This is a genomic window from Amycolatopsis sp. NPDC114505 (assembly GCF_055633615.1).
Genome location: NZ_JBVKDV010000005.1, coordinates 425,507 through 444,969, shown reverse-complemented (window position 1 = coordinate 444,969; position 19,463 = coordinate 425,507). Strand labels below are relative to the sequence as shown.

Sequence of the window (19,463 nt, the reverse complement as noted above, 5' to 3'; positions counted from 1 at the left end):
TGCCGTGAACTAGGCTGTCGGCGTGCCCAAGATCGCGGTGACCCGATGGATTCCCGACGACGCGGTGAAGGTCCTGGCCGAGGCGGGCGACGTGGTGGTGTCGCCCGCCGACCGCCCGTTGACGCCCGAAGAGCTGCACGAGTTCGTGGCCGGCGCTGCGGCCGTCGTCGGGATGCTGCACGACCGGCTCGACGGCGCGCTGGCCGAGGCCGCCGGGCCGGAGCTGAAGGTGGTCGCGAACGTCGCCGTCGGCTACGACAACGTCGACGTCCCGGCGCTGGCCGGGCGCGGCGTCGTCGTCACGAACACGCCGGGCGTGCTCACCGACGCGACCGCCGACCTCGCCTTCGGCCTGCTGCTCGCGGTCACCCGGCGGATCGGCGAGGGTGAACGGCTGCTGCGCTCGCGGACGCCCTGGTCGTTCCACCTCGGGTTCCTCCTCGGCTCGGGGCTGCAGGGCAAGACGCTCGGGATCGTCGGGTACGGCCAGATCGGCCGCGCGGTGGCTCGCCGCGCGGAGGCGTTCGGGATGTCGATCGTCCACTCGGGACGGTCGAACCAGGGTTCCGTTTCCTTCGAGGAACTCCTGGCCCGCTCGGACGTCGTCTCGCTGCACTGCCCGCTGACACCCGAGACGCGGCACCTCATCGACGCGGCCGCGTTGCGCGCCATGAAACCCAGTGCCTACCTGGTGAACACGACGCGCGGCCCGGTCGTCGACGAAGCCGCGCTCGCGGACGCCCTCGAAGCCGGGGAGATCGCGGGCGCCGCGCTGGACGTGTTCGAAAAGGAACCCGACGTCGAACCGCGGCTGCTCGGCCGGGACGACGTCGTGCTGAGCCCGCACCTCGGGTCCGCCACGGTCGAGACCCGGACCGCGATGGCCGTGCTGGCGGCCCGCAACGTCGCGGCGGTGCTCGCCGGGCGTCCCCCGCTGACGGAGGTGCAGCCGTGACCCGCGTCGTCATCGCGCCCGACAAGTTCAAGGGCAGTCTCACCGCGGTCGAGGCCGCGGCGGCGATCGGACTCGGCGTGCGAGACGCCTTGCCGGACGCCGAGATCGTCTCCTGCCCGGTCGCCGACGGCGGGGAAGGCACCCTCGACGTCCTCGAAGCGGCGGGCGCGCGAATCGTCCGGCTGACGGTCCGCGGACCGCTCGAGGAGCCGGTCAAAGCTTCTTACGCGGTGCTCGACGGCACCGCCTACGTCGAATCGGCGCGCGCGTGCGGGATCGAGTTCGTCGAGCCCAGCCCGGAAACCGCGCTGGGCGCGCACACCTGGGGCGTCGGCGAGCTGCTCGCGGACGCGCTGATCCACGGCGCTCGCCGGCTCGTCCTGACGGTCGGCGGCACGGCCAGCACCGACGGCGGCGCCGGGATGCTGGGCGCGCTCGGCGGCGGAGTGCTGGACGCGTTCGGCGCGCCGGTCGGCCTGGGCGGCGGCACGCTTTCGCGGGTGGCGTCGGCCGAACTGGGGCCGGTGCGGGAACGCCTCGACGGCGTGCGCGTCGCGGTCGCCACCGACGTCACGAACCCGTTGCTGGGCCCGTCGGGCGCGGCGGCGGTGTTCGGGCCACAGAAGGGTGCGGGGCCGGCGGAGGTGACGCTGCTCGACGAAGCCCTGGCCCGGTGGGTGCACGCGCTCCAGGTGGGTGGCGCCCCGGACGTCTCGCGGATCCCGGGCGGGGGCGCCGGTGGCGGGGTCGCCGCGGGGGCGATCGCGCTGGGTGCGACCGTCGAATCCGGGTTCGACCTCATTGCCGGGTTGACCGGCGTCGACGCGGCGCTGGAAGGCGCCGACCTCGTCATCACCGGGGAGGGTTCGCTCGACGAACAGAGCCTGAACGGCAAGGCGCCGGCCGGGATCGCGAACCGGGCGCGGCCACGAGGAGTGCCGCTGCTGGCGCTCGCCGGCCGGATCCTGCTCGACGCCGAGGGACTGGCCCGGCTCGGAGTCGTGGGGAGCAGCGCGTTGATCGACCACGCGCCGTCGGTGGAGCACGCACAAGCGAACGCGGCGGAACTGCTCCGGGTACGAGCGGCGGAACTGGTCCGCGACTGGCTGTCCCGCTGACGAACGGGCCCTCCGCGACGATGAGGAAGGCCCGTCCGCCGCGGTCAGCTCGTGTGCTGCGGCAACACGGCGAAGGCGACTCCGCCGGCTTCGTCCTCTTGGACGTCGAGCACCTTGTCGTCGAGCAACGCCGCGGCCTGCGGTTCCAGGAAGACCTTCGGGCCTTCGTCGACGCCCAGCACGCTGTCGCCCTCCGCGGGTTCGGGGGCGACGGACAGCGCCAGCTGGGCGCTTTCGCCGTCGGCGTTCTGGACCGCCAGGCGGAGTCCGGCTTCGCCCTCCCCTTGGCTGGTCAACGCGGTGATCGCCTCGGCGGCGGCTTCGGTCACGGTCAGCATCTTCGGCCTTCCCTTCGTCGCGGTCCGATGCACTCTGGTGCCCCACGCTAGGGGCGTCCGTCCGGGCGTGCAGTCTGAGCGGATCAGCCCTGCCGCGCCTCGCGGATGGCGTCCGCCACGGACCCGCCCGCGTAGTCCGCGTGCTCGCGCGGATCGGGGTCGGCGTGGCGGCGCGGGATCTCGTCGGCCTGGACCACCGGCTCGAAGTCCGCCGGGGCGTCCTCGACGGTCTCGTCGAGCTGGTCGGCCGGGGTCGCCGCGAGCGGCCGCTCCGGGACCGGCTCCGGCTCGGTGTCCGGCACCTCTTCGGCGAGGCGTTGCGCCATAGGCTCGCCTTCACGCGCTTCTCTGGGCGTGGTGCCGAAGCGGTCGGCGCCACTCCAATGCTCGGGCGGCTCGATGCCCGCTTCGAGCGGGTCCACGCGCAGCTCGTCTTCGTCCAGCGCTTCGCTGGGCTCCAGGCTTCCCGGTTCGGTCACTGGTTCTCTCCCGTCATCGCCGGTGACCTACCCGGGCCGTCGGGGGCTTCAAACCCGGGCGGTGTCACCGGGATCACATTTCTTCAACGGGTTTAACATATTCACAAGTTTGTGAACGCGGAGTAGGTTCGGGATCATGGCCACCACCAGGTGCGCACCGGGGCACCGGCTGCTCGCCACCGACCCGGAGCGGCACCACGAGCTCGGCACGCACGCCGCGTGGTACGTCGTGGCCGGCGTGGTGACCACCGGCCTGCAGGCCGCACTGTTCCTCCTGCTGCGCGACGAGCTCGGCTCCCAGGTGGCGAACCTGGTCGCGATCGCGCTGACGACGATCGGCAACACCGAGTTCCACCGCCGCGTCACCTTCGCCGGCCGGCCCAGCAACGCCGGGAAGCGGCACCTGCAGGACCTGCTGACGTTCGCGTTCTACGCCGGGTACGGCTCGGCGGTGCTGGCAATCCTCGACGCCGTCGTCGAACGGCCGACGTCGTGGGAGGAGACCGGCGCGCTGCTGCTGGCCAGCCTGGTCGGCGGGTTCGTGCGGTTCGCGGTGCTGCGCTGGTGGGTGTTCGCGCACCGTTCCGAAGCGGCCGCGGCGGCACACAGCGGCTAGCGTCTGGGCGTGGCCTCGGACGACATCAAGCCCCACTCGGGTGGCACCGAACCGGACTACCGCTTCACGCTGGCCAACGAGCGGACGTTCCTGGCCTGGCTCCGGACGGCGCTGGGGTTGCTGGCGGGCGGGGTGGCGGTCCACCAGCTGGTCCCGGCCCCGGCGGCGGCCAGCGCGGTCCTCGCCGGGCTGTGCGTGGTGTTGGCGGCGGCGTTGGCCGCGACGGCTTATCCGCGGTGGCGGCGGGTGCAGATCGCGATGCGGGCCGGGGAGCCGTTGCCGCGGAGCTGGACGATCGTGGCGTTGACGGTAGGTCTGCTGGCGTTGACCGTGGCGGCGGCGGTGTTGCTGGTGCTGTCGTGAGCGAGCCGGGCCGCCGGGGGACGGCGATAGCGCCAGCGGGTTGCGGCCGGGCCGCGGGAGCCGGGCCGGCGACCCTAGCCACAAGGCCCCAACACCACCAGCCGGCCAAGCCGCTCCGAACCGGGCAAACCGCCGCTGCCCAGCGCCCGGCGACACCCGTCCCAGCGGAACCCCGCCCGCACGCTCCGACACGGACCGCACATGCCGCTGGGCCGTCCGAACACCCTCGCCGGACCTCGCCGGATGCCGTTCGAGCCATTCGGACCAACGGTGCCCGACCCCTCGTCGTCGCCCGAATACCGCTGCTTCGCGATTATGACGACGTCAGAAGTACCGTCATCCACCTGCAGGTAATCCCGTGACCGCCCCCGATGGGGCCCAAGCCGAGCGGACCGGGCTCGCCTGGCGGCGGACCGCTCTCGCCTCCGCCGCCTGCACCGTACTTCTCCTGCACTCCGCCGCCCAGCGCCATTGGGGTGTCTCTTTGGTCCCCGTACTGCTCGCCGCCGTGACATCTGCCCTGCTAGCGGGCGTGGGCGTAGCTCGCGAACGGGCGCTGCGGACCGCTCGGCCGGCCGTCATGAGCGCCGTCCTGCCCGCGGTCGCGTCGCTCGCCGTGACCATGACTGCCGCTTCCGTGGCCGTTCTCCACTGACGAGTGAACTCGGCACATCCTGAAACCGATTAATCGCAATGTGCGGGGGCTGGTCGCGGGAACATCACGGTCGCTGCTGCTAACGGGGTATTGGTCGTTGAAATCTGGACTGATGCGGCATGAGGTGCTTACGATTACCCAGCGTCGCACGGAACGCAGGTAAGCCCGGGTCTCCCGGAGTATCTGCGACCGGAACGTCACAGAGAGTTGAGCCCCCAGCAGCGACGGTCTGGGGTCGGCCGGGGAGACGACTCATGACAGCACCGACGAGGACCACCGAGCAATCGGACAGCGGCGTTCGCGATTATCGGACCCCTGAGTCATTGCCACGGCCCAGCGGACGGCTCACCAAGGAGGACCTGGACCCGCTCGTCAAAGAAGCGGGCGAGGGCAACCCCGCCGCCATCCACCGCCTGCTCCAGATGATCGAGCCGGTCGTGGTGCGGTACTGCCGGGCGCGCATGGGGGGCCGCGACCTTTCCTACCTCTCGGCCGACGACGTCGCGCAGGAGGTCTGCCTCGCCGTCCTCAAGGCCCTTCCGGACTACCAGGACCGCGGGGGCTCCTTCCTCTACCTCGTCCACGCGATCGCGGCCAACAAGGTCGCCGACGCCTACCGGGCCGTCGCCCGTGACCGCTCCGAGCCCGTCCCCGAGCTCCCCGAGCGCCCGCTCGTCGCCGGCAACGAGCCCGAGTCCCACGCGCTGCACCTCGACCTCGGCGCCCGCCTCGGCCGGCTGCTCGCCTCCCTGCCGCGCGTGCAGCAGGAAATCCTGACCCTCCGCATCGCCGTCGGGTTCTCCGCGCAGGAGACCGCCGAAGCGCTCGGGATCTCCGCGGGGAACGTGCGCGTGACGCAGCACCGCGCGCTGACCCGGCTGCGCGGCATGATCCACGACGACGAGTTCTGAGCCACCCCAGCGGCGGGCGGGGAAACCTCTTTTACCCCCTGGAAGACGTTTCCCCGTCCGCGTCCAAACCGTAGGCGCGGCGGGCGTTGTACTCGAACACGCCCAGCCGCTCGGGGTCGGACAGCCCGCCGGTCAGCGCGATCGCCGCGTCCAGGACCAGCTCGTAGGACGCCGCCAGCTCGCAGACCGGCCAGTCCGAGCCGAACAGCAGCCGCGACGGGCCGAACACGTCCAGCACGTGGTCGACGTACCGGCGCAGGTGCGCGACCTCCCATCCCGTCCAGTGCGCCTCCGTGACCAGCCCGGACAGCTTGCACACGACGTTCTCGTGCGCGGCCAGCGCCGCGACGCCGGACGCCCACGGCTCCCACTCCCCCGCCGCGATCGGGGGCTTCGCGGCGTGGTCCAGCACCAGCCGCAGCTCCGGCCGCCGCGCCGCCAGCGACGCCGCCGCGGGCAGCTGGGAAGCGCGCACGAGCAGGTCGTACGCCAGCCCCTCGGACGCCACCGCCCGCAATCCGGCCAGCACCGCGGGACGCAGCAGCCACTCGTCGTCCGGCTCGGTTTCGACCTGGTGCCGGATCCCCACCAGCGGCCCGCTCAGTGCGGCGAGCCGGTCGGCGACGTCGGGGGCCGCGAGGTCCACCCAGCCGACGACGCCCGCGATCACCGGCTCGGACTCGGCGATCGAGAGGAACTCCGCGGTTTCCTCCGCCGACGAGACCGTCTGGACCAGCACCGTCGCGCGGACGCCGGCCGCCTTGGTGACCGCGCGCAGGTCGTCCGCCGTGTACGGGCGGCGGATCGGGTCGAGCGCCGCCCCCGCCATCCACGGGTACTCGCGCCGCGACGGGTCCCACAGGTGGTGGTGGGCGTCGATCATGAGACTCCTTCGGCGATGACGACGTCGGCGCGCAGCAGGCCCGCGTCCACCAGCTCCGTCCACAGCTCCGGCGGCACCGCGGCCCGTGCGCGTCGCGCGTTGACGCTGACCTGCGAAGGATCATGCGCGCCGACGACGACCGACGCCACCGCGGGATGCGCCATCGGCAGCGCCAGCGCGGCCTCCGGCAGCTCGACGCCGTGCCGCGCGCAGATCGCGGCGATCCGCGCGGCCCGGTCGACCAGCTCGGGCGGGGCTTCGGCGTAGTCGTAGAGCCGGCCCGGCTCGGTGGTCGCGAGGATGCCGCCGTTGAACGCGCCGCCGGCGACCACCCGGACGCCGCGGTCGAGGCACAGCGGCAGCAGCTCGTCGAGGGCCGGCTGGTCGAGCAGCGTGTAGCGCCCCGCCACGAGCACGACGTCGAGATCGGTCCGGCGGACGAACTCCGTGAGCATCGACGCCTGGTTCATCCCGGCGCCGAACCCGCCGATCACGCCCTGGTCCCGCAGCTCGCGCAACGCGGGGAAGGCGCCGCGCAGGGCTTCCTCGAAGTGGTCGTCGGGGTCGTGCACGTAGGCGATGTCGACGCGGTCGAGCCCGAGCCTCACCAAGCTGTCCTCGAAGGACCGCAGGACGCCGTCGCGGCTGAAGTCCCACCGGCGCTTGTACGCGGCCGGGACGGCGAAGCCCTGGTCGTCCATGGCGCCGGCGCCGTCCGGGTTCGGCTCCAGCACGCGGCCGACCTTCGTCGAGAGCACGTACTCGTCGCGGGGGTATGCCCGCAGCGCCGCGCCGAGGCGGGTCTCCGAGAGGCCGAGACCGTAGTGCGGCGCGGTGTCGAAGTACCGGACGCCTTCGTCCCACGCGCGGCGCACGGTCGCGGCCGCGGTCTCGTCGCTGATCGCGTGGTAGAGGTTGCCCAGCTGCGCGCAGCCGAGACCGAGCGGGGACAGGGAGAGTTCCAACGCCGTCACTCCTTCACCGGCAGTTCCCAGACCAGCCCGATGCCGGTGTCACCGCCGGAGTAGTCGTCTTCGACGGCCAGCAGCTCGGCCATCCTGGCCTGCCACGGGACGTTCGCGGGGTGGTCCCGCAACGCCGCGCGCATCGCCGCGTAGTCGTCGACTTCGACGACGTGAAAGAGGTCGAGACCGTTACGCCAGATCCGCCAGGTGCGGACGCCGGCTTCGCGCAGGGCGACGTCCAGCTCGGGCGGGATGACCGCGTGGACGGACTCGTACTCGGCCTCCTTGCCAGGCTTCAAGCGGGTATGGAGCGCCACTCTTTGAGGTGCGGGCTGGTGGGTCATCACCACTCCTTCGCCGGGACATGGCACGCTGGGGAGGAACACCGAAACATCCGAGGTCTGTTGCAGGGAGGGCGGACGCGATGCCCGTCACCGATGTCGCGATCGACAAGATCAAGGACATGATCATCTCCGGCGAGCTGGCGCCGGGCGACCGGCTGCCGAAGGAGGCCGAACTGGCCCAGCGGCTCGGTCTCTCGCGCAGCTCCCTGCGGGAGGCCGTCAAGGCGTTGTGCCTGATCAGGGTGCTCGACGTCCGGCAGGGCGACGGCACGTACGTCACCAGTCTCGAGCCGAACCTGCTGCTCGACGCCATGACGTTCGTGGTCGACTTCCACCGCGACGACACCGTGCTCGACTTCCTCGCCGTGCGGCGGATCCTCGAGCCGGCCGCGACCGCGCTGGCCGCGTTGCACATGAGCGACGACGACATCACCGAGCTGGGCACGCTGCTCGGGGAGCTGGAGGACTCGCCGACCGTCGAGGCGCTGGTCGCCAACGACCTCCAGTTCCACCGCAAGATCGCCGACGGCTCCGGCAACCCGGTGCTCTGCTCGCTGCTCGACAGCCTCTCCGGGCCGACGGCCCGCGCCCGGATCTGGCGCGGCCTCACCCAGGAGGGCGCGGTCGCGAAGACCCGGGAGCAGCACTCGGCGATCTACGAGGCGATCGCGGCGCGCGAGCCGGAGCTGGCGCGCTCGTGGGCGACCGTGCACGTCGCGGGCGTCGAGCAGTGGCTGCGCAACGCCCTGGGCACCGCGGACGACCCGACCACGCCCGACGCGGACGCCGAGCCGGCCGCGGAAGCCTCCTGACACGCTTCTTCTCCTCGCAGTGGTCGGATGATCACAGCGTGTGCGTCAGGTCTGGGGCTTTCCGCCCGCGTACCGGGCGATGATCAGCGCGACCAGGATGATGGCGCCGTAGATCGCGCCCTGCCACTCCGCCGTCACGTGCGCGTAGTTGAGCAGGCTCGACACCGACGACAGCAGCAGGACGCCGGTAAGGGCGCCGACCAGGGTGCCCTTGCCGCCGTCGAGCGAGACGCCGCCGATCACCGCCGCCGCGAACACCTGCAGGATCAGCCCGGAGCCCTGGTTCGCGCCCAGCGCGCCGACGTAACCCGTGTACGCGAGCCCGCCGATCGCCGCGAGGATGCCGGCGACGACGAACACCGCCCACGCGATCCGGTCGACGCGGACACCGGCCGCCCGCGCGGCTTCGCGGTTGCCGCCGATCGCGTACAGCGCGCGGCCGACGCGGTGGTAGCGCAGCACCCAGCCGGCGATCGCGAAAAGCACCGCCGCCAGCCACACCGACATCGGCAGCCCGGCGAACGTCGTCGTCGCCAGGTTCGTGAACGAGTCCGGCAGGTTGAACAGCGTCTTGCCCTTGGTCGACCCGACCTGGACACCGCGCAGCACGGTCAGCATCGCCAGCGTCACGATGAAGGCGTTCAGCTTCAGCTTCACGATCAGGAAGCCGTTGACGAACCCGACGAGCGCGCCGCACAGCGGGATCACCAGCAGGCCGATCGCCGCGGGCAGCTCGACGCCGAAGCCCGCCGACGCCGCCGGGATGACGACCATCGCGCCGAGCGCCGGCGCCAGGCCCATCGTGGACTCCAGCGACAGGTCGAACTTCCCGGTGATCAGCACCAGCGACTCGCCGAGCACGACCAGCGACAGCGCCGCCGACGCGGTCAGGATGCTGACGATGTTGCTCCAGCCGACGAACGTGTCGTCGACCAGGCCGCCGATGACGAACACCACGATCAGCGCGGGCAGGAGGGCGAGTTCGCGCAGCCAGCCGGCCTTGCGACGCCGGGGTGGCGCGGGCAGCTCCGTCTGGGGAGAGGTCATCACGTCGGTCACGAAAGCTCGACTCCTTCGATGTCGGCCACGAGGTCGCCGTCGGACCACCCGGCCTGGTGCTCGGCGACCACGGCCCCGGCGCGCAGCACCAGGACCCGGTCGCTCAGGCGCAGGTCGTCGAGCTCGTCGCTGACGATCAGCACCGCCTTGCCCTCGGCGCGCACCCGGTCGACGACCGCGAGCAGCGCCTCCTTCGACTTCACGTCCACGCCCGCGGTCGGGTTGATCAGCACGACCACCCGCGGGTCACCGATCAGGGCCCGGGCCAGCACGACTTTCTGCTGGTTGCCGCCGGACAGGTCCGACACGGGCTGCTCGGCGCTCGCCGCCACGATGTCGTAGTCCTTCAACGCCTGCGACGCCTTCGCGCGCCGGGCGGTGGGCGAGGCGATCCCGCCGCGGCCCATCCGGTCCAAAATGGACAGCGTGGCGTTGTCGGCGATCGAGTGCTCCAGGACCAGGCCTTCGTGGTGCCGGTCGCGCGGGACGCAGCCGATGCCCGCCCGGATCGCCGCCGGGATGTCGCCCGGCCGCAGCGGCGAGCCGTCGACGCGGACCGTGCCCGCGGACGGCGTCCGCAGGCCGTAGACCGTCTCGGCGACCTGGTGCTTCCCGCTGGCGTTGCTGCCCGCGAGCCCGACGACTTCGCCCTGGTGGAGCCGGAACGAGACGTCGCGGAAGCCGTCGCCGGAGAGCCCGTCGACTGCGAGGATCTCGGCGGCGTCGGCTTCGAGGGACTCCCGGGAAGCGGCGTCGCGGACGGACAGGCCGCCGGGTTCGCCGGTCATCGCGTCGACCAGCTCGGCCCGGCCGACCTCGGACACCGGCGCGGTCAGCACGTGCTTCGCGTCGCGCAGCACCGTGACGGCCTGGCAGACCTCGTACACCTCGTGCAGGTGGTGCGAGATGAACAGGAACGTCACCCCGCCCGCCTGCATCTGGCGCATCCGCTCGAAGAGCCGCTCGATCGCCTGGCTGTCGAGCTGCGCGGTCGGCTCGTCGAGGACGATGAACCGGGCGCCGTAGGACAGCGCGCGGGCGATCTCGACGAACTGCCGGTCCTCGACCGACAGCTCGCCGGCCGGGGTGTCGACGTCGACGTGCACGTCCCACGAGTCGAGCAGCTCGCGGGCCTTGCGCCGCAACGACTTCCAGCCGATCGAGAACCCGCCGCCCGCCTGCCGGTTGAGGAACAGGTTCTCGGCGACCGTGAGCTGCGGGACGACCATCGCGTGCTGGTACACGCAGGCGACGCGCGCCTTCCAGTCGTCCTGTTTGGACAGTGCGGGGGCCGGCTCGCCGCCGAACTCGACGTGCCCGGTGTCCGTGGCGGACAGGCCGGTGAGGATGGTGACGAGCGTCGACTTGCCGGCCCCGTTGCGCCCGACGAGCGCGTGCGACTCGCCGGGGTGGACGGTGAGGCTGACGTCGTGGAGCGCCACGGTGGGGCCGTAGCGCTTCCCGACTCCTACGGCGCTGACCACCGGGACGGCGGATTCGCCGGCGGGCAGCGCGGTCACAGGTTGTTCCCCCACAGGGCCTTGTCGTCCACGTTGGCCTTGGTGATGACGGGCGCGGGCAGCTGGTCCTCGAGGATGCCGGGGCTGATCTCGACGATCGTGCTGCCGTGGTCGGTCGGGCCCGGCTTGAACGTCTCGCCCGCCATGGCCTTCTTCAGCCAGTACAGGCCGTACTTCGCGTACGCGTCGGCCGGCTGGGACACCGTGGCGTCGAGCTCGCCGGCGCGGATCGCGGCCAGCTCCTGCGGGATGCCGTCGTTCGACACCAGCACGATGTGCTTCGGGTCGCCGACCGGGAAGAACAGGTTCTTGCGCTTGAGCGCCTGCTCGGTCGGGGCCAGGTAGACGCCGCCGGCCTGCATGTAGACGCCCTTGATGTCCGGGTTCGCGGTCAGCATGCTGTCCAGCCCGGAGGACGCCTTGTCGGCCTTCCACTCGGCCGGGATCTCCAGCACCTGGACGCCGGGGTACTTGGACTTCATGCAGTCGCGGAAGGCTTCCGAGCGGTCGCGGCCGTTGACCGAGGCGAGGTCGCCCATGATCTGCACGACCTTGCCGGACTTGACCTTCTCGCCGATCGCGTCGCAGGCCTTGGTGCCGTAGGCCTTGTTGTCGGCCCGCACGACCATGGCGACCTTGCCGCTCTCGGGCGCGACGTCGACCGCGACCACCGGGACGCCCTTGTTCTCGGCCTGCTTGAGCCCGGCGACGATGGCGGCCGAGTCCAGCGGCGTCACGACCAGGCCCTTGACGCCCTGGTTGAGGAAGGTGCCGATGTCGGTGATCAGCTTCGCCGGGTCGCTGTCGGCGTTGACCGTCGGGAGGACGTCGACGCCCTCGGACTTCGCCATCTGCGGCACGTAGTTGTTGTAGGCCTGCCAGAACGGCGAGGTCAGCAGCGGCAGCGTCGCGCCGACCTTGCCGCCGGTGTCGCCGCCGCCCGCCGCGGGGGCCGCGGCGTTGTCCTTTGTGGACCCACAGGCGGCCAGTACGAGGCCGCAGACGGCGGCCGTGGCGGCCACCTGGATCACCCTGTTACGCACCGCATCCTCCTTGATGACAGCGGAAATCAAGTCTGTTACTGCTGAACGGGACCGCGGGGGCGCAGGCCGTACATGCCACCGTCGACCGCGAGCGCGGTCCCGGTGGTTGACGCGGAAAGCGGGGAAGCGAGGTAGGCGACGGCGTTCGCGACCTCGCCGGCGGTGACCAGCCGGCCCATCGGCTGACGGGCCGCGAGGGCCGCGCGTTCGGCCGCCGGGTCGGCGGCGGCGTCGAGCAGCCGGCCCACCCAGGGGGTGTCCGCCGTACCGGGGCACACGCAGTTGACGCGGATCCCGTCGGGCAGGTGGTCGGTCGCCATGGCCAGGGTCAGCGAGAGCACCGCGCCCTTGCTGGCCGAATAGAGCGCGCGGTTGGGCAGGCCCGCCCAGGCCGCGATGGAGCAGGTGTTCACGATCGCCGCGGACGGCGAGTTCTTGAGGTGCGGCAACGCGGCGCGCGCGAGCCGGACCATGCCGACGACGTTGACGTCGAACACGCGGTGCCACTCGTCGTCGTCGTTGGCCGTGACGTCGCCCTGCGCGCCGATGCCGGCGTTGTTGACGAGGATGTCGAGGCGCCCGAAGCGTTCCACGACGGCGTCGATGGCCGAACGGACTTCCTGATCCGAACCGACATCGCACCGGAAGCCGTCGTCGTCCGGTTTCAGGTCGAGGACCGCCACCCGCGCGCCGCGCTCGGCCAGCAAGTCCGCGGTGGCCTTGCCGATGCCCGAGGCGCCTCCGGTGACGGCGGCCACCAGGCCCTCGAATTCACTCACTTGCGGTCTCCGTCCACTCGGGACCGTCCGGGAAGCGGAACCGGCGCAGCGTGGCGTCGTGCATGCGCGCGGAGAACCCGGGGACGGTCGGGGCGAGGTACCGGCCGCGTTCGACGACGGCCGGGTCGGTGAAGTGCTCGTGCAGGTGGTCGACCCACTCGATGGAGCGGTCCGCGTCGGTGCCGGACACCGCCACGAAGTCGAACATCGAGAGGTGCCGGACGAGCTCGCAGAGCCCGACGCCGCCCGCGTGCGGGCACACCGGGACGCCGAACTTGGCGGCCAGCAGCAGGATCGCCAGGTTCTCGTTGAACCCGCCGACGCGGGCGGCGTCGAGCTGCAGCACCGAAATCGCGTCGGCCTGCAGCAGCTGCTTGAAGACGACGCGGTTCTGGACGTGCTCACCGGTCGCGACGCGGATCGGCGCAAGCGCTTTCGCGATCGCCGCGTGGCCGAGGACGTCGTCCGGAGACGTCGGTTCCTCGATCCAGTACGGGTCGTACGGCGCCAGCTCGGTCATCCAGTCGACCGCGGCCTGGACGTCCCAGCGCTGGTTGGCGTCGACGGCGATCCGGACGTCGGGACCGACGGTCTCGCGGGCGAGCTTCATGCGGCGGACGTCGTCCTCGAGGTTGCCGCCGACCTTGAGCTTGATCATCTCGAAGCCGTCGGCGACGGCCTGTTCGGCGAGCCGCACGAGCTTCGCGTCGGCGTACCCGAGCCAGCCGGGTGACGTGCTGTAGGCGCGGTAGCCGTTCGCCTCCAGCTGCTTCGCGCGCTCGGCCCGGCCGGGTTCCGCGCGGCGCAGGATCTCCAGGGCCTCGGCCTCGGTGAGCGCGTCGGACAGGTACCGGAAGTCGACCAGGCTGACGAGCTCTTCGGGGGTCATGCGCGCCGCGAACTGCCAGACCGGAAGGCCGGCGCGACGCGCGGCGAGGTCCCACGCGGCGTTGACCACCGCGCCGACGGCCATGTGCGCGACGCCCTTTTCCGGGCCCAGCCAGCGGAACTGCGAGTCGCCGACGAGCGTGCGCGACAGGCCGCCGAGGGCGGCCGCGTCCTCCGGGACGTCCCGGCCGACGACGTGTGGCGCGAGCGCGCGGATCGCGGCGGCCTGGACGTCGTTGCCGCGCCCGATGGTGAACGCGAGGCCGTAGCCGTCCGGGCCGCCGTCGGTGTGGAGCACGACGTAGGCGGCGGAGTAGTCCGGGTCGGGGTTCATGGCGTCCGAGCCGTCCAGCTCCCGCGAGGTCGGGAACCGGACGTCGAGGACCTCCATGCCGATGATCTTCGCCATGGTCAGGCCTGCCTCGCGGTCTGGCGCTGCCGGCCGAGCCCGTCGATCTCCAGCTCGATCACGTCGCCGTCGCGCAGGTAGGGCTTGGGGTCGGGCTGGCCGAGCGCGACACCCTCGGGGGTGCCGGTGTTGATGAGGTCGCCCGGCCGCAGCACCATGACCTGGCTCAGGTGGTGGATGATCTCGGCCACCGAGAAGATCATGTCCTTGGTGCTCGAGTCCTGCTTCTTCTCGCCGTTGATCCACAGCCGCAGGCCCAGGTCCTGGGGGTTCGGCACCTCGCTCGCCGGGACCAGCGCCGGGCCGAGCGGGTTGAAGTTCTCGCACGACTTGCCCTTGTCCCACTGGGCGGTGCGGAACTGCAGCTCCCGCTCGGAGACGTCGTTCGAGACGACGTAGCCGGCGACGTACTCCAAAGCTTCGTCGACGCTGTCGAGGTAGCGCGCGGTCTTGCCGATGACGACGCCGAGCTCGACCTCCCAGTCGGTGCTCGTGGAGCCGCGCGGGATGAGGACGTCGTCGGACGGCCCGACCACGACGTCCGGCGCCTTCATGAAGACGACGGGCTCGGTCGGCGGCGTCGCGCCGGTCTCCTCGGCGTGGCGGCGGTAGTTCATGCCGATGCAGACGACCTTGCCGGGCTGGGCGATGGGCGAACCGGCGCGCAGCCCTTCGACGTCCGCCTCGGGCAGTTCCCCGGCGGCGAGCGCGGCGGCCGCCCGCGCGATCCCGTCCGCGGCGAGGAAGCCGCCGTCGATGTCGGCGGTCAGCCCGCCCAGCTCGTAGGTCGCGCCGTCGTCGGCACGCACGAACGGACGCTCACTTCCCGGGTCCCCGAGACGCACCAGCTGCACGGATTTTCCCTTCACCTGCCCGACCAGACATCCGATGTATATCGCAGTCTTGACCCTGGATCCAGAGCCGTCGCCCAATCGACCGGAAATTGATCGGATCAGTACCGGTTCAGTGCTCGTTTGAGCACGGGGTGTCACCGCTCACAGCCGGAATAGCGCAGGTCATCGCGTCGCTGGTCGGAGTCGGAGGCCTGAGGAGGCGGATGACCATCACGGCGGAACGTACCGCGACGAGCAGGCGGGCGCAGCTGAAGTTCGTGCTCGTCCTGGGTGGCCTGTCGGCGTTCGGGCCGCTGTCCATCGACATGTACCTGCCCGCGCTGCCGCGGATGGCGGACGACCTCCGCGCGGCCGACACGACGGTCCAGCTGACGCTCACCGCGTTCATCGCCGGCCTGGCGCTGGGCCAGCTGGTGCTCGGGCCGTTGTCCGACGCGCTGGGACGGCGTCGCCCGTTGCTGGCGGGCTTGGTGCTGTACGTCGTGGGCTCGGTGTTGTGCGCGGTGAGCCCGGACGCGTGGCTGCTGGTCGCGGCGCGCGGGGTGCAGTCCCTCGGTGCCGCGGCGGGCATCGTGATCGCGCGGGCCACGGTGCGGGACCTGTTCTCCGGGACCGCGATGACGAAGTTCTTCTCGACGCTGATGCTGGTGAGCGGGCTGGCCCCGATCCTGGCGCCGCTGATCGGCGGCCAGCTGCTGAACTGGACGTCGTGGCGCGGGGTGTTCGTCGTGCTGACGGCGTTCGGCGCGCTGCTGCTGGCCGTGGTCGTGTTCTTCTTCCCGGAGCCTTCTTCCACGCGGTCGCCGGCCCGGCTCGGCCAGGTGATGCGGACCTACGGGCGGCTGGCGCGGGACCGGTCGTTCGCGGGCTACGCGCTGGCGTCCGGGCTGCTGTTCGCGTCGATGTTCGCCTACATCTCGGGTTCGTCGTTCGCGCTGCAGGGGGTGTACGGGCTCAGCCCGCAGGCGTACAGCGTGGTGTTCGGCGTCAACGGCGTCGGCATCGTGCTGGCGGGACAGCTCAACGGGCGGCTCGTGGGGCGGGTGCCCGAGCGGGCGCTGCTGCTGTCCGGGCTGCTGCTCGGCGTTTTCGGCGGGGCCTCGGTGCTGACGTCGGTCTTGTTCCGGGCGCCGTTGGCCTTTGTGCTCGTGTCGCTGTTCCTGCTGGTGTCGAGCATCGGGCTGGTGACACCGAACGCGAGTTCGCTGGCGCTGGCTTCGCACGCGCGGTCCGCCGGGGCGGCGTCGGCGTTGCTGGGGGTGCTGCAGTTCGTGGTGGGTGCGCTGGCGACGCCGCTGGTCGGGCTGGGCGGGCCGGGGACGGCGGTGCCGATGGCCGCGACGATGGCGGGGTTCGCGCTCTTGGCGTTGGTGGCGTATCTCGCCCTGACGCGGCCCGTCACTGCCTGAGCAGGCGTTCCAGCTCTTCACCGGCGGGCTCGTGGCCGGCGTCGGCGATCCGCTGCAGCGCGAGGAGGTCCTTTCCGGCGACCGCGCGGCGGGTCAGCAGCTCGCCGGCGTGGTCGCAGCCCTCGTCCAGCAGCTCGCTCAGCTCGTCGACGTCCCCGCGGGCGTCGGCGAGGTCGGCGAGCCGGTCGAGGGCCGTCTCGTTGCCCTCGTCGGCCAGCGCGCGCAGGGTCTCGTAGTCCGCCATGCCGCTCATCCTGCAACCTTGCCCTTGGGGCAAGGTCAAGTGCGACGATGGCCGGGTGCTCACCATCGGACAGCTCGCCGGGTACGTCGGGGTGACGGCCAAGACGATCCGCGTCTACCACGCGAAGGGGCTCCTCCCCGAGCCCCCGCGCGACGCGTCCGGCTACCGCCGCTACAGCGCGGCCGACGCGGTCGAGCTGATCAAGATCCGCACGCTGGCGGAGGCGGGCGTGCCCTTGGCGCGCATCCGCGAGCTGCGGTCCGGCGGCGAGCTGCGTTCCGCGCTCCAGCGAATCGACGACGACCTGTCCGCCCGCATCGACGGCCTGCGCGCCACTCAGGAACGGCTCCGGCAGCTCGCCGACGGTCAGCTGTCCGCCTTGCCGGAGCCGGTGGTGGCGTTCTTGTCCCACTTGCGCGACCTCGGGTTCAGCGAGCGGTGGGTGACACTGCAGAACGACTTGTGGCTGCTGGTGTTCGCGACCCACCCGGAGACGGCCCGCGCGAACTTCCGTGACCAGTCGGCGATGCTGGAGGATCCGGCGTTGCTTTCCCTTGTCCTCGAGTACGACCGGGTGCACGACGTGCCTCCGGACGACCCCCGCGTCGACGCGCTCGCCGAGAAGCTCGTCTCGGCGACGCGGGCACGGTATGGGGCGGATTTGCCTGCGTACGAAGGAGGTTCGGCGATCCCGGCGTTGGTGCAGGGTGCCGTCAACGCGTCGTCGCCCGCCTGGGCGAGGCTCGACACCCTGCTCCGCGAACGTCTTAGGTGAGCGACGCCAGATCCGCCGTCATCTCAGCGGCTTGGCGTCGTTGTTGCGCCACCAAAGCCACATCGTCCGCGCTCCTCGACACGTGGCGCGGGATGCGCGCCGGACGAGACGAGCCCCGGCGAGCGCACCAAGAAACCACGCAGGTCCGTGAAGGGGCCCGAAAGTCGTCTGCCGGACGCTCACACCGTAGCGACCGAACATGCGCCGCGCTCCGCGCTCCGAGTACGCCTCGACGATTCTCGGGTGCTCGCCACTCAGCGTGGTCACGCGGTACAGCTGGCGGCCCCACGTCGGCTGCAGCTTGCCTCGCTCGTCCCGTCTCATAGTTTCGTGGTCTAGGTGAGCGACGCCAGATCCGCCGTCTTGAGCTGCTCCGCCGTCACCTTCGTCCGGCCGTCCACCAAGGCGCTCAACGCATCCCCGTCGTCCCACATGTTCACGTTCATCGCCGCCGACACCTCGCCGTCGCGCAGCCAGAACGCCGTGAACTCCCGCGAAGCCAAGTCCCCTCGGACCACCAGCTCGTCCGTCACCGGGTCCGCCAAACCCCGGTACTCGCACCCCAAGTCGTACTGGTCGGTGAAGAAGTACGGCGAAGCCAAGAACGGCTCGTTCTCCCCCAGCAGGTTCTGCGCCACGTGCGTGCCCTGCTCCTTCGCGTTCGACCAGTGCTCGACGCGGATGCGGTGGCCGTAACGCGGGTGGAAGTGGGCCGCGATGTCGCCCACCGCGTACACGTCCGGGGCCGCCGTGCGCAGGCCCGCGTCCACGCACACGCCGCCGTCGTCGGACAGCTCCAGGCCCGCCGTGTGGGCCAGCTCCACCCGGGGTGCCGCGCCGACCGCCACCAGGACCACGTCCGCCGTCAGCTCGTCGCCGCCGCTCAGCCGGACTCCGCGGACGCCGTCCGGGCCGCCGGTGATCTCCGTGACCTGCTCGCCGAGGCGCCAGTGGACGCCCTTTTCCGTGTGCAGGTCGCGGAACACGCCGCCGACCGTCTCGCCGAGGACGTTCGCCAGTGGCACCGGGACCGGGTCCACGACGGTCACGTCGGCGTTGTGCGTGCGGGCCGCCGCGGCGGCTTCGGAGCCGATCCAGCCGGCGCCGATGATCACCACGCGCTCCGCCGCCGCGAACGCCGACCGCAGCTTGAGCGCGTCGTCGAGGGTGCGCAGCGTGTACAGCCCGGGCAGGTCGCCGCCGGGTACCGGGAGCGTGCGCGGTCGCGAGCCCGTCGCCAGCACGAGGCGGTCGTAGCGGTGCTCGCCGCCCGCGTCGTCCAGCACCAGCCGCGCGCCCAGCTCGATCCGGGTCGCCGTGACACCCGCGCTGAAGCGGATGTCGTGCCCCTCGTAGTACTTCTCCTCGTGCACCCAGTCGGGTTCGTCGGTGGTGCCGAGCAGCACGCCCTTCGACAGCGGCGGCAGCTCGTACGGCCGGTGCGGGTCGGCGCCCATCAGCAGCACTTCGCCGGTGTAGCCGCGTTCGCGCAGCGCGGCCGCGGCGGACGCGCCGCCCAGGCCCGCCCCGACGATGACGATCTTGTGCGGCTCCGGCATCAGTGACCTCCCACGTCGACGAGTCCGGTGCGGACGGTACTCCCGAACGGGCTCGGCCACGACCGGGGGATACGCCGGAAATCCGCGAAGCGCAAGAGAAAACTGACGAGTAGGCAGATCGGGTGAACCGGCGTCATAGCGCCCGCACGCCTTCCTCCCACCCTCGCACGGAGCACGACCACGAGGAGAAATCGGAGGGCGGCGACCATGAGTCGGGGCGAATGGTCGGTGGGCTGCCGGGATCTGGCCGGCAGGCGCAGGGATGTGACGGTGTTCGTCAGTCAGGACAAGGTGGTGCTGGTCGCACCGCCGGGCGAGGCGGCCGTACTGGGCCCGCTGGACGTCGGACGGCTGCGCGCCGCCCTGCGTGACGCTGTCGTCGCGACGGCGGACGAGACGGCCGAACCGTGAGCCGAAGACACTGACAACTACCGTTCCTACTTTCCAGTAGGTTAGAGTCGGCCCGACTACCGAAGGGACCGGCC

Annotated in this window: 23 protein-coding genes; 10 read left to right on the top strand and 13 right to left on the bottom strand. The window is 71.6% G+C overall.

Annotation, left to right across the window (positions count from 1 at the left end):
• The first annotated feature begins 22 nt into the window (after positions 1-22).
• Positions 23-955 carry a 2-hydroxyacid dehydrogenase gene (locus ACZ7OU_RS44970; RefSeq protein ID WP_470259957.1) on the top strand — a complete coding sequence of 311 codons (933 nt, stop codon included), beginning with the start codon at positions 23-25 and terminating at the stop codon, positions 953-955.
• Positions 952-2,073 carry a glycerate kinase gene (locus tag ACZ7OU_RS44965; RefSeq protein WP_470259956.1) on the top strand — a complete coding sequence of 374 codons (1,122 nt, stop codon included), beginning with the start codon at positions 952-954 and terminating at the stop codon, positions 2,071-2,073. The genes ACZ7OU_RS44970 and ACZ7OU_RS44965 overlap by 4 nt, the downstream gene beginning before the upstream one ends.
• Before the next feature lie 44 nt (positions 2,074-2,117).
• On the opposite strand, the gene ACZ7OU_RS44960 is transcribed toward ACZ7OU_RS44965, so the two are convergent.
• Positions 2,118-2,411: an iron-sulfur cluster biosynthesis family protein gene (locus tag ACZ7OU_RS44960; RefSeq protein WP_470245040.1), complete on the bottom strand. Its 294-nt coding sequence runs from the start codon at positions 2,409-2,411 to the stop codon at positions 2,118-2,120.
• Positions 2,412-2,494: 83 nt separating this feature from the next.
• Complete coding sequence (locus ACZ7OU_RS44955) at positions 2,495-2,890, bottom strand: hypothetical protein (RefSeq protein ID WP_470259955.1); 396 nt, start codon at positions 2,888-2,890, stop codon at positions 2,495-2,497.
• 136 nt (positions 2,891-3,026) lie between these two features.
• Between ACZ7OU_RS44955 and ACZ7OU_RS44950 the strand changes: the two genes are divergently transcribed.
• From ACZ7OU_RS44950 to shbA, 4 genes are all read left to right on the top strand, one after another.
• Complete coding sequence (locus tag ACZ7OU_RS44950) at positions 3,027-3,506, top strand: GtrA family protein (RefSeq protein ID WP_470245042.1); 480 nt, start codon at positions 3,027-3,029, stop codon at positions 3,504-3,506.
• A 9-nt stretch (positions 3,507-3,515) separates the two neighbouring features.
• Complete coding sequence (locus ACZ7OU_RS44945) at positions 3,516-3,869, top strand: YidH family protein (RefSeq protein WP_470245043.1); 354 nt, start codon at positions 3,516-3,518, stop codon at positions 3,867-3,869.
• A gap of 358 nt (positions 3,870-4,227) precedes the next feature.
• The gene (locus ACZ7OU_RS44940) at positions 4,228-4,524 is read left to right on the top strand and encodes a DUF202 domain-containing protein (protein ID WP_470245044.1); all 297 of its coding nucleotides are present in this window, start codon (positions 4,228-4,230) and stop codon (positions 4,522-4,524) included.
• Between the two features lie 254 nt (positions 4,525-4,778).
• On the top strand, positions 4,779-5,435 hold the full coding sequence (gene shbA / locus ACZ7OU_RS44935; RefSeq protein ID WP_470259954.1) for an RNA polymerase sigma factor ShbA: 657 nt from the start codon (positions 4,779-4,781) through the stop codon (positions 5,433-5,435).
• A gap of 31 nt (positions 5,436-5,466) precedes the next feature.
• On the opposite strand, the gene ACZ7OU_RS44930 is transcribed toward shbA, so the two are convergent.
• Genes ACZ7OU_RS44930 through ACZ7OU_RS44920 form a run of 3 tightly spaced genes read right to left on the bottom strand, consistent with a single transcriptional unit; the run spans position 5,467 to position 7,627 of the window.
• Complete coding sequence (locus ACZ7OU_RS44930) at positions 5,467-6,318, bottom strand: amidohydrolase family protein (protein WP_470259953.1); 852 nt, start codon at positions 6,316-6,318, stop codon at positions 5,467-5,469.
• The gene (locus tag ACZ7OU_RS44925) at positions 6,315-7,283 is read right to left on the bottom strand and encodes an aldo/keto reductase (protein ID WP_470259952.1); all 969 of its coding nucleotides are present in this window, start codon (positions 7,281-7,283) and stop codon (positions 6,315-6,317) included. Before ACZ7OU_RS44925 ends, ACZ7OU_RS44930 begins: the two co-directional genes overlap by 4 nt.
• A 5-nt stretch (positions 7,284-7,288) precedes the next feature.
• Positions 7,289-7,627, bottom strand: a complete 339-nt coding sequence (locus tag ACZ7OU_RS44920; protein ID WP_470245048.1) for an L-rhamnose mutarotase — start codon at positions 7,625-7,627, stop codon at positions 7,289-7,291.
• Positions 7,628-7,707: 80 nt separating this feature from the next.
• Between ACZ7OU_RS44920 and ACZ7OU_RS44915 the strand changes: the two genes are divergently transcribed.
• Positions 7,708-8,439, top strand: a complete 732-nt coding sequence (locus ACZ7OU_RS44915) for a FadR/GntR family transcriptional regulator (protein ID WP_470245049.1) — start codon at positions 7,708-7,710, stop codon at positions 8,437-8,439.
• A gap of 45 nt (positions 8,440-8,484) precedes the next feature.
• Here the strand turns inward: ACZ7OU_RS44915 and ACZ7OU_RS44910 are convergent, their stop codons facing one another.
• Genes ACZ7OU_RS44910 through ACZ7OU_RS44885 form a run of 6 tightly spaced genes read right to left on the bottom strand, consistent with a single transcriptional unit; the run spans position 8,485 to position 14,991 of the window.
• Positions 8,485-9,498, bottom strand: coding sequence for an ABC transporter permease (locus ACZ7OU_RS44910; RefSeq protein WP_155545210.1), 1,014 nt, complete (start codon positions 9,496-9,498; stop codon positions 8,485-8,487).
• Positions 9,495-11,018, bottom strand: coding sequence for a sugar ABC transporter ATP-binding protein (locus ACZ7OU_RS44905; RefSeq protein ID WP_470259951.1), 1,524 nt, complete (start codon positions 11,016-11,018; stop codon positions 9,495-9,497). The genes ACZ7OU_RS44910 and ACZ7OU_RS44905 overlap by 4 nt, the downstream gene beginning before the upstream one ends.
• Complete coding sequence (locus ACZ7OU_RS44900; RefSeq protein ID WP_470245687.1) at positions 11,015-12,049, bottom strand: sugar ABC transporter substrate-binding protein; 1,035 nt, start codon at positions 12,047-12,049, stop codon at positions 11,015-11,017. Before ACZ7OU_RS44900 ends, ACZ7OU_RS44905 begins: the two co-directional genes overlap by 4 nt.
• A gap of 47 nt (positions 12,050-12,096) precedes the next feature.
• Positions 12,097-12,840: an SDR family NAD(P)-dependent oxidoreductase gene (locus ACZ7OU_RS44895; RefSeq protein WP_470259950.1), complete on the bottom strand. Its 744-nt coding sequence runs from the start codon at positions 12,838-12,840 to the stop codon at positions 12,097-12,099.
• Positions 12,833-14,137, bottom strand: coding sequence for an enolase C-terminal domain-like protein (locus ACZ7OU_RS44890; protein ID WP_470259949.1), 1,305 nt, complete (start codon positions 14,135-14,137; stop codon positions 12,833-12,835). The genes ACZ7OU_RS44895 and ACZ7OU_RS44890 overlap by 8 nt, the downstream gene beginning before the upstream one ends.
• 2 nt (positions 14,138-14,139) lie before the next feature.
• Positions 14,140-14,991 (bottom strand): fumarylacetoacetate hydrolase family protein, encoded by an 852-nt coding sequence (locus ACZ7OU_RS44885; RefSeq protein ID WP_470259948.1) that lies wholly within the window; start codon positions 14,989-14,991, stop codon positions 14,140-14,142.
• Positions 14,992-15,194: 203 nt separating this feature from the next.
• On the opposite strand from ACZ7OU_RS44885, the gene ACZ7OU_RS44880 reads away from it, so the two are divergent.
• On the top strand, positions 15,195-16,400 hold the full coding sequence (locus ACZ7OU_RS44880; protein WP_470259947.1) for a multidrug effflux MFS transporter: 1,206 nt from the start codon (positions 15,195-15,197) through the stop codon (positions 16,398-16,400).
• On the opposite strand, the gene ACZ7OU_RS44875 is transcribed toward ACZ7OU_RS44880, so the two are convergent.
• Positions 16,390-16,653: a hypothetical protein gene (locus tag ACZ7OU_RS44875; protein ID WP_470259946.1), complete on the bottom strand. Its 264-nt coding sequence runs from the start codon at positions 16,651-16,653 to the stop codon at positions 16,390-16,392. The genes ACZ7OU_RS44880 and ACZ7OU_RS44875 overlap by 11 nt on opposite strands.
• 46 nt (positions 16,654-16,699) lie before the next feature.
• Between ACZ7OU_RS44875 and ACZ7OU_RS44870 the strand changes: the two genes are divergently transcribed.
• The gene (locus tag ACZ7OU_RS44870) at positions 16,700-17,419 is read left to right on the top strand and encodes a MerR family transcriptional regulator (protein ID WP_470259945.1); all 720 of its coding nucleotides are present in this window, start codon (positions 16,700-16,702) and stop codon (positions 17,417-17,419) included.
• A gap of 335 nt (positions 17,420-17,754) precedes the next feature.
• Here ACZ7OU_RS44870 and ACZ7OU_RS44865 read toward each other — a convergent pair whose 3' ends face one another.
• Positions 17,755-18,978 (bottom strand): NAD(P)/FAD-dependent oxidoreductase, encoded by a 1,224-nt coding sequence (locus ACZ7OU_RS44865; RefSeq protein ID WP_470259944.1) that lies wholly within the window; start codon positions 18,976-18,978, stop codon positions 17,755-17,757.
• Between the two features lie 207 nt (positions 18,979-19,185).
• Between ACZ7OU_RS44865 and ACZ7OU_RS44860 the strand changes: the two genes are divergently transcribed.
• Positions 19,186-19,389: a hypothetical protein gene (locus ACZ7OU_RS44860; protein WP_284743660.1), complete on the top strand. Its 204-nt coding sequence runs from the start codon at positions 19,186-19,188 to the stop codon at positions 19,387-19,389.
• Positions 19,390-19,463: the final 74 nt, after the last annotated feature.